This window comes from Streptococcus mitis (assembly GCA_001560895.1).
Taxonomy (GTDB): domain Bacteria; phylum Bacillota; class Bacilli; order Lactobacillales; family Streptococcaceae; genus Streptococcus; species Streptococcus mitis_Q.
On the sequence record CP014326.1, the window covers coordinates 615985 to 632502 of the forward strand.

4 protein-coding genes are annotated in these 16518 nt (G+C 36.6%); 3 read left to right on the forward strand and 1 reads right to left on the reverse strand.

The features are described from left to right. Nucleotides 1-4: 4 nt before the first annotated feature. A complete protein-coding gene (locus tag AXK38_03280; GenBank protein AMH88331.1) occupies nt 5-6565 on the forward strand; it encodes a serine protease in 6561 nt (2186 codons plus the stop codon). Nucleotides 6566-6933: 368 nt separating this feature from the next. On the opposite strand, the gene AXK38_03285 is transcribed toward AXK38_03280, so the two are convergent. Beyond that, entirely contained in the window at nt 6934-8190 is a 1257-nt protein-coding gene (locus AXK38_03285) for a transposase (protein ID AMH89618.1), read from the reverse strand. A 302-nt stretch (nt 8191-8492) separates the two neighbouring features. Between AXK38_03285 and AXK38_03290 the strand changes: the two genes are divergently transcribed. Beyond that, nucleotides 8493-8801, forward strand: a complete 309-nt coding sequence (locus AXK38_03290) for a hypothetical protein (protein AMH88332.1) — start codon at nt 8493-8495, stop codon at nt 8799-8801. A 405-nt stretch (nt 8802-9206) separates the two neighbouring features. After that, nucleotides 9207-16370: a beta-galactosidase gene (locus AXK38_03295; GenBank protein AMH88333.1), complete on the forward strand. Its 7164-nt coding sequence runs from the start codon at nt 9207-9209 to the stop codon at nt 16368-16370. The last annotated feature ends 148 nt before the right edge of the window (nt 16371-16518 follow it).

Consider the following 16518-nt stretch of genomic DNA (forward strand, 5'->3'; position numbering starts at 1 on the left):
TAAAATGAAAAAAAGTACAGTATTGTCACTAACCACAGCTGCAGTTATTTTAGCAGCATATGTCCCTAATGAGCTAGTTTTAGCAGACACATCTAGTTCTGAAGATGCTTTAAATATCTCTGATAAAGAAAAAGTAGTAGGTAAACAAAAAGAAAACAAAGAAAAACTTGAAGATATCCATAATGCTATAGAAACTTCAAAGGATACTGAAGAGAAGAAAACAACGGTTATTGAGGAAAAAGAAGTTGTTAGTAAAGAATCTGTGATAGATAACAAAACTAGCAATGAAGAAAAACTCAAAGAAGATTCCAATCAATCCAAAGAAGATAAAGCGGACTCGTCTGCAAGTAAAGACCCAGAAAGTCCCAAAAAAGAGGATAAACTTGTCTATATTGCTGAATTTAAAGATAAAGAATCTGGAGAAAAAGCAATCAAGGAATTATCCAATCTTAAGGATACAAAAGTTTTATATACTTATGATACGGTTTTTAATGGCGTTGCAATAGAAACAACTCCAGATAATCTGGACAAAATTAAACTAATAGAGGGTATCTCATCGGTTGAACGATCACAAAAAGTCCAGCCAATGATGAATCATGCTAGAAAGGAAATTGGAGTTGAAGAGGCAATTGATTACCTAAAATCTATCAATGCTCCATTTGGGAAAAACTTTGATGGTCGGGGTATGGTCATTTCAAACATCGATACTGGGACAGATTATAGGCATAAGGCTATGAGAATCGATGATGATGCCAAAGACTCAATGAGATTTAAAAAAGAAGACTTAAAAGGTACTGATAAAAATTTCTGGTTGAGTGATAAAATCCCTCATGCTTTCAATTATTATAATGGTGGTAAAATTACTGTAGAAAAAGCTGATGATGGAAGCGATTATTTTGATCCACATGGAATGCATATTGCAGGGATTCTTGCGGGAAATGATACTGAAAAAGATATTAAAAACTTTAACGGAATAGATGGAATTGCTCCTAATGCACAGATCTTCTCTTATAAAATGTACTCTGACGCAGGATCTGGCTTCGCAGGAGATGAAACAATGTTTCATGCTATTGAAGATTCGATCAAACACAATGTCGATGTTGTTTCGGTATCATCTGGCTTTACAGGAACAGGTCTTGTAGGTGAGAAATATTGGGAAGCTATTAGAGCGTTAAGAAAAGCAGGCATTCCAATGGTTGTAGCTACGGGTAACTATGCGACTTCTGCTTCAAGTTCTTCATGGGATTTAGTGGCAAATAATAATCTGAAAATGACCGACACTGGAAATGTAACGCGAACTGCAGCACATGAAGATGCGATAGCGGTCGCTTCTGCTAAAAATCAGACAGTTGAGTTTGATAAAGTCAACATAGGTGGAGAAAATTTTAAATACAGAAATATAGGGGCCTTTTTCGATAAGAATAAAATCATAACAAATGAAGATGGTTCAAAAGCTCCTGATAAGTTGAAATTTGTATATATAGGCAAAGGTCAAGACAAAGATTTGATAGGATTGGATCTTAAGGGCAAAATTGCAGTAATGGATCGAATTTATACCAAGGATTTAAAAGATGCTTTTAAAAGAGCAACGGATAAGGGCGCACGTGGCATTATGGTTGTAAATACTGTCAATTACTATAACAGAGATAATTGGACAGAGCTTCCAGCCATGGGATATGAAGCGGATGAAGGGACTAAAAGTCAAGTATTTTCAATTTCAGGAGATGATGGTGTAAAGCTATGGAACATGATTAATCCTGATAAAAAAACTGATGTTAAAAGAAATAGTAAGGAAGATTTCAAAGATAAATTGGAGCAATACTATCCAATTGATATGGCCAGCTATAATTCTAATAAACCGAATGTAGGTGACGAAAAAGAGATTGACTTTAAGTTTGCACCTGACACAGACAAAGAATTGTATAAAGAAGATGTCATAGTTCCAGCAGGATCCACATCTTGGGGACCGAGAACAGATTTACTTTTAAAACCTGATGTCTCAGCACCAGGTAAAAACATTAAATCCACTCTCAATGTCATTAATGGGAAATCAACTTATGGCTATATGTCAGGAACTAGTATGGCAACTCCAATCGTGGCAGCTTCTACTGTTTTGATTAGACCAAAGTTAAAGGAAATGCTTGAAAGACCTGCCTTGAAAAATCTTGAAGGAGATGACAAAATAGACCTTACGAGTCTTACAAAAATAGCCCTACAAAATACTGCACGGCCAATGATGGATGCAACTTCTTGGAAAGAAAAAAGTCAATACTTTGCATCACCTAGACAACAAGGAGCAGGGCTAATTAATGTTGCCAATGCTTTGAGAAATGAAGTTGTAGCGACTTTCAAAAACACAGATTCTAAAGGTTTGGTAAACTCTTATGGTTCTATTTCTCTTAAAGAAATAAAAGGAGATAAAAAATACTTTACAATTAAGCTTCACAATACATCAAACAGACCTTTAACCTTTAAAGTTTCAGCATCAGCGGTAACTACAGATGCTCTAACTGATAGACTAAAACTGGATGAAACATACAAAGATGAAAAATCTCCAGATGGGAAGCAAATTGTTCCAGAAATCCACCCAGAGAAAGTAAAAGATGCAAATATTACATTTGAGCATGACACTTTCACTATAGGCCCAAATTCTAGCTTTGATTTAAATGCGGTTATAAACGTTGGAGAGGCTAAAAATAAAAATAAATTTGTAGAATCATTTATTCATTTTGAATCAGTGGAAGAAATGGAAGCTCTAAACTCCAATGGTAAGAAAACAAATTTCCAACCTTCTTTATCGATGCCTCTAATGGGATTTGCTGGGGATTGGAATAAGGAACCAATCCTTGATAAATGGGCCTGGGAAGAAGGTTCAAAATCAAAAACAATGGAAGGTTATGATGATGATGGTAAACCAAAAATTCCAGGAACCTTAAATAAGGGAATTGGTGGAGAACATGGTATAGATAAATTTAATCCAGCAGGAGTTATCCAAAATAGAAAAGATAAAAATACAACATCCCTAGATCAAAATCCAGAATTATTTGCTTTCAATAACGAAGGTATCAACGCACCATCATCAAGTGGTTCTAATATTGCTAAAATTTATCCTTTAGATTCAAATGGAAATCCTCAAGATGCTCAACTTGAGAGAGGATTAACACCTTCTCCACTTGTATTAAGAAGTGCAGAAGAAGGAATGATTTCAATAGTAAATACAAATAAAGAGGGAGAAAATCAAATTGACTTAAAAGTCATTTCGAGAGAACACTTTATTAAAGGAATTTTAAACTCTAAGAGAAATGATGCAAAGGGAATCAAATCTTCAAAACTAAAAGTTTGGGGTGATTTGAAGTGGGATGGACTCATCTATAACCCTAGAGGTCGAGAAGAAAATGCACCAGAAAGTAAGGATAACCAAGATCCTGCTACTAAGATAAGAGGTCAATTTGAACCGATTGCGGAAGGTCAATATTTCTATAAATTTAAATATAGATTAACTAAAGATTATCCATGGCAGGTTTCCTATATTCCTGTAAAAATTGATAACACAGCTCCTAAGATTGTTTCTGTTGATTTTTCAAATCCTGAAAAAATTAAGCTGATCACAAAGGATACTTATCACAAGGTAAAAGATCAGTATAAGAATGAAACTTTATTTGCTAGAGATCAAAAAGAACATCCTGAAAAATTTGATGAGATTGCAAACGAAGTTTGGTATGCTGGTGCCGCTCTTGTTAATGAAGATGGAGAGGTTGAGAAAAATCTTGAAGTAACTTACGCAGGTGAGGGTCAAGGAAGAAATAGGAAACTTGACAAAGACGGAAATACCATTTATGAAATTAATGGTGCAGGAGATTTAAGAGGAAAAATCATTGAAGTCATTGCATTAGATGGTTCTAGCAATTTCACAAAGATTCATAGAATTAAATTTGCTGATCATGCTGATGAAAAGGGGATGATTTCCTATTATCTAGTAGATCCTGATAAGGATTCATCTAAATACCAAAAGCTTGGAGAGATTGCCGAATCTAAATTTAAAAATTTAGAAAATAGAAAAGAGGATAGTCTTAAAAAAGATACAACTGAGGAAGAAAATCATCAAGACAATGAAGAGTCTATCGAAGAAAAATCTAGCTTGACTATTCATAAAACGATTTCAACAATTAGAGAGTTTGAAAGCAAAGACTTGAAGAAACTCATTAAAAAGAAATTTAGAGAAGTTGATGACTTTACAAGTGAAACTGGTAAGAGGACAGAAGAATACGATTATAAATACGATGATAAGGGAAATATCATTGCTTATGACGATGGTAGCGCCTTAGAATATGAAACTGAAAAACTTGACGAAATAAAATCAAAAATTTATGGTGTTCTAAGTCCGTCTAAAAATGGACACTTTGAAATTCTTGGAAAGATAAGTAATGTTTCTAAAAATGCCAAGGTATATTATGGTAATAACTATAAATCGATAGAAATCAAAACGACCAAGTATGATTCCCACTCAAAAACGATGACATTTGATTTATACGCTAATATTAATGATATTGTGGATGGATTAGCTTTTTCAGGAGATATGAGATTCTTTGTTAAAGATGATGATCAGATAAAAGCTGAAACTAAAATTAGAATGCCTGAAAAAAATAAGGAAACTAAGACAGAATATCCCTATGCATCAAGTTATGGGAATGTAATAGAATTAGGAGAAGGAGATCTTTCAAAAAACAAACCAAACAATTTAACGGAGATGGAATCTGGTAAAATCTATTCTGATTCAGAAAAACAACAATATCTGTTAAAAGATAACATTATTCTAAGAAAAGGCTATGCACTAAAAGTGACTACCTATAATCCTGGAAAAACGGATATGTTAGAAGGAAATGGAGTCTATAACAAGGAAGATATAGCAAAAATCCAAAAGGCCAATCCTAATCTAAGAGTCCTTTCAGAAAAAATAATTTATGCTGATAGTAGAAATGTTGAAGATGGAAGAAGTATCCAATCAGTATTAATGTCGGCTTTGGACGGCTTTAATATTGTAAGATATCAAGTGTTTACCTTTAAAATGAATGATAAAGGGGAGGCAATCGATAAAGATGGAAATCTTGTGACAGATTCTTCTAAACTTGTATTATTTGGTAAGGATGGTAAAGAGTACACTGGGGAGGATAAATCCAATGTAGAAGCTATAAAAGAAGATGGTTCTACGTTATTTATTGATGCAAAACCAGTAAACCTTTCAATGGACAAGAACTACTTTAATCCATCTAAATCTAATAAAATTTATGTACGAAATCCAGAATTCTATTTAAGAGGTAAGATTTCTGATAAGGGTGGTTTTAACTGGGAGTTGAGAGTTAATGAATCGGTTGTAGATAATTATTTAATCTATGGAGATTTACACATTGATAACACTAGAGATTTTAACATTAAGCTTAATGTTAAAGACGGTGACATCATGGACTGGGGAATGAAAGACTATAAAGCAAACGGATTCCCAGATAAGGTAACAGATATGGATGGAAATGTTTATCTTCAAACTGGCTATAGCGATTTGAATGCGAAAGCGGTTGGAGTACACTATCAATTTTTATATGATAATGTTAAACCAGAAGTAAACATTGATCCAAAAGGAAATACTAGTATTGAATATGCTGACGGAAAATCTGTAGTCTTTAATATCAATGATAAAAGAAATAATGGATTCGATGGTGAGATTCAAGAACGACATATTTATGTAAATGGAAAAGAATACAAATCATTTGATGATATTAAACAACTAACAGATAAGACACTAAACATTAAGATTCTTGTAAAAGATTTTGCAAGAAATACAACCGTAAAAGAATTCATTTTAAACAAGGATACGGGAGAGGTAAGCGAATTAAAACCTCATACGGTGACTGTGACCATTCAAAATGGAAAAGAAATGAGTTCAACGATAGTGTCGGAAGAAGATTTCATTTTACCTGTCTATAAGGGTGAATTAGAAAAAGGATATCAATTTGATGGCTGGGAAATTTCTGGTGTCGAAGGGAAAAAAGATGCTGGTTATGTTATTAATGTGTCAAAAGATACCCTTATAAAACCTGTATTCAAGAAAATAGAGGAGAAAAAGGAAGAGGAGAATAAACCTACTTTTGATTTATCGAAAAAGAAAGATAAGGTGCAAGCAAATCATAATCAATTAGATGAAAGTAACAGAAAAGAGGATTTACAAAGAGAACATCATTCACACAAATCTGATTCAACTGAGGATATCAAAGCTACAGTTCCTGTACAAGTAAATTATAGTCAATTAGATGAAAGTCAAAGATCTGATTCAACTAAGGATGTTACAGCTACAGTTCCTGATAAAAATGATAAAAACTTTGAAAATAAGAAGGAAGTTTATCTTAATGAACCAGAGAACATAGCTAATAAACATACAAATATTGATAGTAAATCAACTACTAACAATGATAGGTTGCCAAAAACCGGAACAGTTAGCGAAGTCTTCACGTCATTAGTTGCCGGAATAATGTTTACTGTAGGTACATTTCTTGGATTGAAGAAAAAAGATTAAGATGAAGACAAAAGCTATAGATGAAAAAATGGTTTATGTACTGAGATAGTATGATGATGAAACCGTTTTGTGAAAATAGCTATTTATAACTCAATTATTTAGTTTACTTTACTATTGATACTCTTTTTGGATCTATTAATAGACTTAGTTTCGATAACTAATGAATTGATTGAAAGGGTTAATATTGACAAATATTGATCATATTGATTAGATAATAAAGTCTTTCAAAATTTAAAGGCTACTTTATTTAATAGAGGTGATGAAATAATTTCAGTGAAGGAATTAAGTAGCGTTTGGTTGCTTAATTCCTTTTTATTTGGAAGGAAGCTTTTCAGGCTCTTTGTCAACTGTAGTGGGTTGAAGAAAAGCTAAGCTCGAGAAAGGACAAATTTCGTCCTTTCTTTTTTGATATTCAGAGCGATAAAAATCCGTTTTTTGAAGTTTTCAAAGTTCCGAAAACCAAAGGCATTGCGTTTGATAAGTTTGATGAGATTATTGGTTGCTTCTAATTTGGCATTAGAATAGGGTAACTGAAGGGCATTGACGATTTTCTCTTTGTCCTTTAGAAAGGTTTTAAAGACAGTCTTAAAAAGAGGATGAACTTTCTTTAGATTTTCCTCAATGAGTCCGAAAAATTTCTCCGGTTCCTTATTCTGAAAGTGAAAAAGCAAGAGTTGATAGAGATGATAGTGGTGTTTCAAGTCTTCTGAATAGCTCAAAAGCTTGTCAATAATCTCTTTATTGGTTAAGTGCATGCGAAAAGTAGGGCGATAAAATCGCTTATCACTCAGTTTACGGCTATCCTGTTGAATGAGTTTCCAGTAGCGCTTGATAGCCTTATATTCATGAGATTTTCGCTCAAATTGCTTCATGATTTGGACACGAACACGACTCATAGCACGGCTAAGATGTTGTACAATGTGGAAGCGATCTAGAACGATTTTGGCATACGGAAAAAGATGTTTAGCCAAGTCATAGTAAGGACTAAACATATCCATAGTAATGATTTTCACCTGACAACGAACAGAGCGATTGTAGCGCAGAAAATGATTTCTTATGATAGTTTGTGTTCTACCCTCAAGAACAGTGATAATATTGAGCTTATCAAAATCTTGAGCAATGAAACTCATCTTTCCCTTAGTGAAGGCATATTCGTCCCAGGACATAATCTCAGGGAGGTAAGAAAAATCAGACTTAAAACAGAAGTCATTGAGCTTGCGAATAACAGTTGAAGTTGAAATAGACAGCTGACGGGCAATATCGGTCATAGAAGTCTTCTCAATTAGCTTCTGGGCAATCTTTTGGTTGATGATACGAGGGATTTGGTGATTCTTCTTGACGAGAGAAGTCTCAGCTACCATCATTTTCGAGCAATGATAGCACTTGAATCGACGTTTTCTAAGGAGAATTCTAGTAGGCATACCAGTCGTTTCAAGGTAAGGAACCTTAGACGGTTTTTGGAAGTCATATTTCTTCATTTGACTTCCACACTCAGGACAAGATGGAGCGTCGTAGTCCAGTTTAGCGATGATTTCCTTGTGGGTATTCCTATTAATGACATCCATAATTTGGATATTTGGGTCTTTAATGTCTAGTAATTTTGTGATAAAATGTAATTGTTCCATAGGATTCTTTCTAATGATGGTTTGGTTGCTTTTCATTATAGATCTTATGGGACTTTTTTTCTACAACAAAATAGGCTCCATAATATCCATAGGGGATTTACCCACTACAAATATTATAGAGCCGCTTTTCACCTGTTTCCTTATTTATCGCTATTATTCAACCACTTAGACAGAGATAGAGACCAGATAGGCAAAAGAACTTGTTCTTGAAACAGACCTCTGCTATAATGATTTTTGTAAGGGACGTGAGTATTCAATATTAAATAACTCAAGTTCTTAAAAAAGAAATTGGAGATAAACAAATGAAAAAATTATTGGGGATTCTATTTTTACTAGCAGCAGCGACAGTAGTGTATTTTGGTTCTGTTGGTTGGCCAAGTTTGGATGTCAACCTATGGTCCCTGGTTCCGGTAGGATTGTTCCTCTTTTTCACACTAGAGAATCTTTTAAAAAAGGATTACAAGGCTAGTCTGATGTGTTTGATTATTGCCTTCATCATCGCAAATGCAATTTTGGATCTTTTGCCAATTTCAAGTGGCTTGGTAATTGGAGCAGGTGTGTTGGCTTGTGTAGGTATTGGCTTTCTCTTTCCTGATAAAGAAGGAAAATAAGATTTTCAAATAGCGATGTAACATTATATAGCTTGATAGGAATGTTTAGGAATAAGGTGAATGTAACCAATATTCATAAAGCAAAATAAGAATGAAGAGTTAACGAAATCAGGAAATAGCTGAAATATTCGTTTGCTCTTTTTGTATTTTTAATTCTGTTAAAAAGAGTGTTTTGAGTCAAAAAGAATATTTCTAGCATACTCTTTTCATTTTATTTTAAGATGGAAAGAATATTTTTTGTTTTAAAAAATTCTCTAATTTTTATAAAAAACAATCAAAAATATTGTTTTTATTTGTATAAGGTTGACAAATTTTTTATTGTTTATAAAATTGTATTATAAGATAATTATAATAAGGAGCTTGCTTTTAGAGAAAATGAAAGCGGTTACTAAAAAGGGGGATTCCATGCAAAAAGGTAATTGGAACAAAAAGAGAGTTTATAGTATTCGAAAATTTTCAGTCGGTGCTTGCTCAGTGCTCATAGGAAGTTGTGTGCTATTGTTAGGATCAAGTTTTAGCCTAGCTTCTGTTGCCCATGCGAATGAAAATACTAATGAACTAATTTCAATAAGTAAGCAGAATGATGATTCTGAAAATCAAGGAGAGAGTGAATATACATCTGAAGTGATAGCTTCAGAAAAAGCAAGTGAACAAATGGATAATATATCTCTTAAGGATAATGCAGATATTGTAGGTGTTTCTGACCAGGCTCATGAAGATCACTCCCCAGCTACAGTTGCTGATAATAAAGAATTTTCTTTAGAAGAAGGTAAGACTGAAGTGAAAAGTATGATAGAAGAAACGAAAGTATCTGAGGAAAGAAATAAATCTGAGGAAAAACACAAATCTGAAGAAACAAATAAAGCGGAATCACAAGATCCTGCTGTTTCAAAAGATAAGAAGGAATTCAAATCTGCTACAAATGAAGTTGTTGATAAGTTAATTGAAGATAGAAACCTTTCTTTCAATCAAAATTGGCACTTTAAACTAAATGCCAATGCTAAAGAAGCTGTTAAACCAGATGCAGATATATCTTCTTGGAAAAAAATGGATCTTCCTCATGATTGGAGTATTCATTTTGATTTTGATCATGATTCACCATCTCAAAATGAAGGAGGACAACTGAATGGTGGAGATGGATGGTATCGTAAAACTTTTAAGTTAGACGAAAAAGATTTAAATAAGGATGTCCGTGTGACCTTTGATGGAGTTTACATGGATTCACAAGTATTCGTCAATGGCCAACTTGTTGGACACTATCCAAATGGTTACAATCAATTTTCATACGACATTACCAATTATCTTTATAAGGATGGAAGAGAAAATGTTATTTCTGTTCATGCAGTAAACAAACAGCCAAGTAGTCGTTGGTATTCAGGAAGTGGCATCTATCGAGATGTGACATTGCAGGTAACAGACAAGATTCATGTTGCAAAAAATGGAACAACTATTTTAACTCCAAAACTTGAACACCAACAAAATGGTAAGGTTGAAACCCAAGTAAGCAGTAAAATTGTTAATACAGACAATAAAGACCATGAAATTGTAGCGGAGTATCAAATTTTTGAACGAGGTGGTCAGGCAGTTACAGAACTTGTTCGAACTGAGAGTAAAACTCTAAAAGCTAAGGAAACAATTCATTTGGATTCAGCATTAGAAGTTGAAAAACCTAAATTGTGGACAGTGTCGTCCGATAAACCTGCTTTATATGAGATGGTAACTCGTATTTACAAAGATGGTCAGCTTGTAGATGCAAAGAAAGATTTATTTGGTTATCGTTACTATAACTGGACTCCAGACCAAGGATTCTCTTTGAACGGTGAACACATCAAGTTCCATGGAGTTTCCTTGCACCATGATCACGGAGCACTAGGAGCAGAAGAAAACTACAAGGCTGAATATCGTCGTCTGAAACAGATGAAGGAGATGGGAGTGAATTCAATTCGTACAACCCACAATCCAGCAAGTCCTCAAACACTACAGATTGCAGCTGAACTTGGTTTATTGGTTCAGGAAGAAGCTTTTGACACTTGGTATGGAGGTAAGAAACCATACGACTATGGTCGTTTCTTTGAAAAAGATGCAACACACCCTGAAGCTAAAAAAGGGGAAAAATGGTCAGATTATGATCTACGTACCATGGTAGAAAGAGACAAAAATAACCCAGCTGTCTTTATGTGGTCTATCGGAAATGAGATTGGAGAAGCTAATGGTGATGCCCACTCTCTAGCAACTGTAAAACGTTTGGTTAAAGTAATCAAGGACGTTGATAAGACTCGTTATGTGACTATGGGAGCAGATAAGTTCCGTTTTGGTAATGGTAGTGGTGGACATGAGAAAATTGCTGATGAACTAGATGCGGTTGGATTCAACTACTCTGAAGATAATTACAAGAAACTTCGTGCTAAACATCCAAATTGGTTGATTTATGGTTCAGAGACCTCTTCAGCTACTCGTACTCGTGGAAGTTATTATCGTCCAGAGCGTGAATTGGTACACAGTAATCAAGACTATCGTAACTATGAGCAGTCTGATTATGGAAATGATCGTGTTGGTTGGGGTAAAACAGCAACAGCTTCATGGACTTTTGACCGGGACAATGCTGGTTATGCTGGACAGTTTATCTGGACCGGTACTGACTATATTGGTGAACCTACGCCATGGCACAACCAAAATCAAACACCAGTCAAAAGTTCTTATTTTGGTATTGTAGATACAGCTGGTATTCCAAAAAATGATTTCTATCTTTACCAGAGCCAATGGGTATCTGCTCAGAAAAAACCGATGGTTCACCTACTTCCCCACTGGAACTGGGAGGACTCAGCTCTAAAAGATAATGTAGCTGATGCAGATGGTAAAATTCCAGTTCGTGCCTACTCTAACGCTGCAAGTGTGGAGTTATTGTTGAACGGTGAATCACTGGGACAGAAGACCTTCACTAAAAAACAAACCAGTGATGGGCGAACTTACCAAGAAGGTGCTAATACTGATGAATTGTATCTTGAATGGAAAGTTGCCTATCAACCAGGTACCTTGGAAGCAATAGCTCGTGATGAATCTGGCAAGGAAATTGCTCGAGACAAGATCACAACTGCTGGCAAACCAGCAGCTGTTCGTCTCATCAAAGAAGAGCAGGCAATTGCGGCAGATGGTAAAGATTTGACTTACATCTACTACGAAATCGTTGACAGTCAAGGGAATATAGTCCCAACTGCCAATAATCTGGTTCGTTTCCAATTGCATGGACAAGGTCAACTTGTCGGTGTCGATAATGGTGAACAAGCCAGCCGTGAACGCTATAAAGCACAAGCAGATGGTTCTTGGATTCGCAGAGTCTTTAACGGTAAAGGTGTTGTCATTGTCAAATCGACTGAGCAAGCAGGAAAATTTACTCTTACTGCCCATTCTGATCTCTTGAAATCGGATCAAGTGACTGTCTTTACTGGTAAAAAAGAAGGACAAGAAAAGACTGTTTTGGGTACAGAAGTAGCAAAAGTTCGTACATTGCTAGGTAAAGATCCAAAAATGCCGAAGACGGTAGCATTTGTATACAGTGATGGTAGTCGTGAGAAACATCCAGCAACCTGGTCTCAAGTTGATGTTAGTCAAGCAGGAGTTGTGACTGCTAAAGGTACAGCAAATGGACGTGAGGTAGAGGCGCGTGTCGAGGTTCTAGCAATTGCGAAAGAACTACCAACAGTTAAACGTGTTGCTCCTGGAGCTAACTTGAACACTGTAGATAAATATGTGTCAATACTTGTAACCGATGGAAGTGTACAAGAGTATGAAGTAGATAGCTGGGAGATTGCAGAAGCAGATAAAGCCAAACTTTCAGTCCCAGGATCACGTATTCAAATGACTGGTCAGTTAGCTGGAGAAACTATTCATGCAACCCTTGTGGTAGAAGAAGGAAATGTTGCAGCACCTGCAGTGCCAACTGTAACTGTTGGTGGTGAAGCTGTGACAGGGCTTACTAGTCACCATCCAATGCAATATCGTACTCTAGCTTATGGATCAAAATTGCCAGAAGTCTCAGCAAGTGCTGAAAATGCTGATGTTACAGTCCTTCAAGCAAGTGCAGCAAACGGTATGCGCGCAAGTATCTTTGTTCAGTCAAAAGATGGTGCCCCACTTCAAACCTATGCAATCCAATTCCTAGAAGAAGCACCAAAAATTGACCATTTGAGCTTGCAGGTGGAGCAAGCTGACGGCCTTAAAGAAGATCAAACAGTGAAATTGTCTGTTCTTGCTCACTATCAAGACGGAACACAAGCAATTCTACCAGCTGATAAGGTGACCTTCTCTACAAGTGGTGAAGGGGAAGTTGCAGTCCGTAAGGGAATGCTTGAACTTCATAGACCAGGAGTAGTCGCTCTCAAAGCTGTATATGAGGGTGCTGAAGGCCAGGTTAATCTCACTATTCAAGCCAATACTGAGAAGAAGATTGCGAAATCTATCCGTCCTGTAAATGTAGTGACAGATTTACACCAAGAACCTACTCTTCCGTCAACAGTAACTGTTGAGTATGACAAAGGTTTCCCTAAAGCTCACAAAGTAACTTGGCAAGCTATTCCAAAAGAAAAACTAGACCACTATCAAACCTTTGAGGTGTTAGGTGAAGTTGAAGGGATTGATCTTGAGGCGCGTGCCAAAGTCTCTGTAGAAGGCATCGTTTCGGTTGAAGAAGTCAGTGTGACAACACCGATCGCAGAAGCGCCACAATTACCAGAAAGCGTTCGTACATATGATTCAAATGGTCACGTTTCATCAGCTAAGGTTGCATGGGATGCGATTCGTCCAGAGCAATACGCCAAGGAAGGTGTCTTTACAGTTAATGGTCGCTTAGAAGGTACTCAATTAACAACTAAACTTCATGTTCGCGTATCTGCTCAAACAGAGCAAGGAGCAAATATTTCTGACCAATGGACAGGTTCAGAATTGCCACTTGCCTTTGCTTCAGACTCGAATCCAACCGACCCTGTTTCAAATGTCAACGATAAATTGATTTCCTTTAATGACCGACCAGCCAACCGTTGGACAAACTGGAATCGTAGTAATCCAGAAGCTTCAGTCGGTGTTCTGTTTGGAGATTCAGGTATCTTGAGCAAACGTTCCGTTGATAATCTAAGTGTTGGATTCCACGAAGACCACGGAGTCGGTGCTCCTAAGTCTTATGTGATTGAGTATTATGTTGGCCAAAAGGTTCCGACAGCTCCTAAAAATCCTAGCTTTGTAGGCGGTGAAAATCATGCCTTTAATGATCCTGCTAACTGGAAACCAGTTACCAATCTAAAAGCACCAGCTCAACTCAAGGCTGGAGAAATGAATCACTTTAGCTTTGATAAAGTTGAAACTTATGCAGTTCGCATTCGCATGGTTAAAGCAGATAATAAGCGAGGAACTTCTATCACAGAAGTACAAATCTTTGCCAAACAAGTTGCGCCAGCCAAACAAGGAAAGACAAGAATCCAAGTTGACGGCAAAGACTTAGTAAACTTCAATCCTGATTTGGCAGACTACTATCTTGAGTCTGGAGATGGAAAAGTTCCTGCAGTAACAGCAAGTGTTAGCAACAATGGTCTTGCTACAATCGTTCCCAGTGTTCGTGAAGGTGAACCAGTCCGTGTCATCGCGAAAGCAGAAAATGGAGACATCCTAGGAGAATACCGCCTACACTTCACAAACGATAAAGACTTGCTCTCTCGTAAACCAGTTGTTGCGTTTAAACAAGCTCGCTTGTTACAAGTAGGTCAATCGCTTGAGTTACCAACTAAGGTTCCTGTTTATTTCACAGGTAAGGACGGCTATGAGATAAAAGACTTGGCAGTGGAATGGGAAGAAGTTCCAGCAGAAAATGTCACAAAAGCAGGTCAATTTACTGTTCAAGGTCGTGTCCTTGGTAGTAATCTTATAGCTGAATTCTCTGTACGAGTGACAGACAAACTAGGTGAGGCTCTCTCAGATAACCCTGATTATGATGAAAATGGGAATCAGGCCTTTGCTTCAGCAACCAACGATATTGACAACAGTTCCCATGACCGTGTTGACTATCTCAATGACGGTGATCACTCAGAAAATCGTCGTTGGACAAACTGGTCTGCAAGACCATCTACTAATACAGAAGCATCAGCAGGCGTCATCTTCCGTGAAAATGGTAAGATTGTAGAACGGACTGTTGCACAAGCCAAACTCCAGTTCTTTGCAGATAGTGGTACAGATGCACCATCTAAACTCGTTTTGGAACGCTATATTGGTCCAGACTTTGAAGTGCCAACCTACTATTCAAACTACCAAGCTTATGAAGCAGATCATCCATTTAATAATCCGGAAAATTGGGCTGCTGTTCCTTATCGTGCGAATAAAGACATTGAAGCTGGAGATGAAATCAATGTAACATTTAAAGCTGTCAAAGCCAAAGCTATGAGATGGCGCATGGATCGTAAGTCAGACAAGAGTGGTGTTGCGATGATTGAAATGACCTTCCTTGCACCGAGCGAATTGCCTCAAGATAGCACTCAATCAAAGATTCTTGTGGATGGAAAAGATCTTCCAGATTTCGTTGAAAATCGTCAAGACTATCAAATCACCTATAAAGGTCAACGTCCAAAAGTCTCAGTTGAAGAAAACAATCAAGTAGTTTCAACAGTTGTAGATAGTGGAGAGGATAGCCTTCCAGTACTTGTTCGCCTAGTTTCAGAGAGTGGAAAACAAGTCAAGGAATACCGTGTCCAGTTGACTAAGGAGAAACCAGTTTCTGAGAAGACAGTTGCTGCAGTACAGGAGGATTTACCAAAATTAGAAGCTCTTGAACAAGATTTGGCCTACAAGACAATTGAGAAAAAAGATTCAAGGCTTTATCTTGGTGAAACTCGTTTAGAACAAGAAGGACAAGTTGGTAAGGAACGAATTCTTATCTCTATCAATCCTGACGGAAGTAAGGAAGAAAAATTCCGTGAAATAGTTCAAACTCCAACAAACCGTATTGTTGTTGTCGGAACTAAACTAGGAACCGCTCTTCCAGAGGACGAATTCAATACTCTAGTTTTCAACAGACCAGAGCTTATAGTTGAGGAAGAGGCAGTCGGCTTCCAAATCCAGGAGCGTAAGTCTGACAAGTTATATCTAGGTGAAACTCGTATCCTCCAAGAAGGAAGACAAGGTCTCCGTATTCACTTGATTGAAGTAGAAAATGGCAAGCGGACTGAGAAAGAAAGCTATGATAAAGTTATAGCTCAGGACCGTATTGTAGAGGTTGGTACAGCTATAAAGGATACAAAATCAGCTTCTCAAGAAAATCTTAAACCAGCTCCTCAGGAAGCTAGCAAGTCTGTTCTACAAGATCAAGATGTTCAAAAACCAGAATCTCAAGAAACTACAAAACAACAAGTAGCAACTGAGAAAACGGATGTAAAACAAGTGAGCTCACGTTCAGTTGAAGCCCAGCAAGATGAAAAGAACCACTTGCCAAACACTGGAACAGAGGCAGAACAGGCAGCAGTCGCAGCAGGTTTAGCTCTTCTAGGTTTGAGTGCAGGATTAGTAGCCACTAAAGGTAAAAAAGAAGATTAGAAATTTTGATACCGTCTTTATCGTTAAAGATTAGAGAGAAGTTCTTGTCCTAGATAGAAGATAAATCCCTTGGAATATAAGTTTCTAAGGGATTTTCTTTGTATAAAATTGTATAGTGTTATTGTCTATCCTATTTTGTAGAGAAAGT

What these genes read in the sequence shown, in the direction of transcription:
- AXK38_03290 (AMH88332.1), top strand. Translation starts at nt 8,493, where the DNA reads ATGAAAAAATTATTGGGGATTCTATTTTTACTAGCAGCAGCGACAGTA.
- AXK38_03295 (AMH88333.1), top strand. Translation starts at nt 9,207, where the DNA reads ATGCAAAAAGGTAATTGGAACAAAAAGAGAGTTTATAGTATTCGAAAA.
- AXK38_03285 (AMH89618.1), bottom strand. Translation starts at nt 8,190, where the DNA reads ATGGAACAATTACATTTTATCACAAAATTACTAGACATTAAAGACCCA.
- AXK38_03280 (AMH88331.1), top strand. Translation starts at nt 5, where the DNA reads ATGAAAAAAAGTACAGTATTGTCACTAACCACAGCTGCAGTTATTTTA.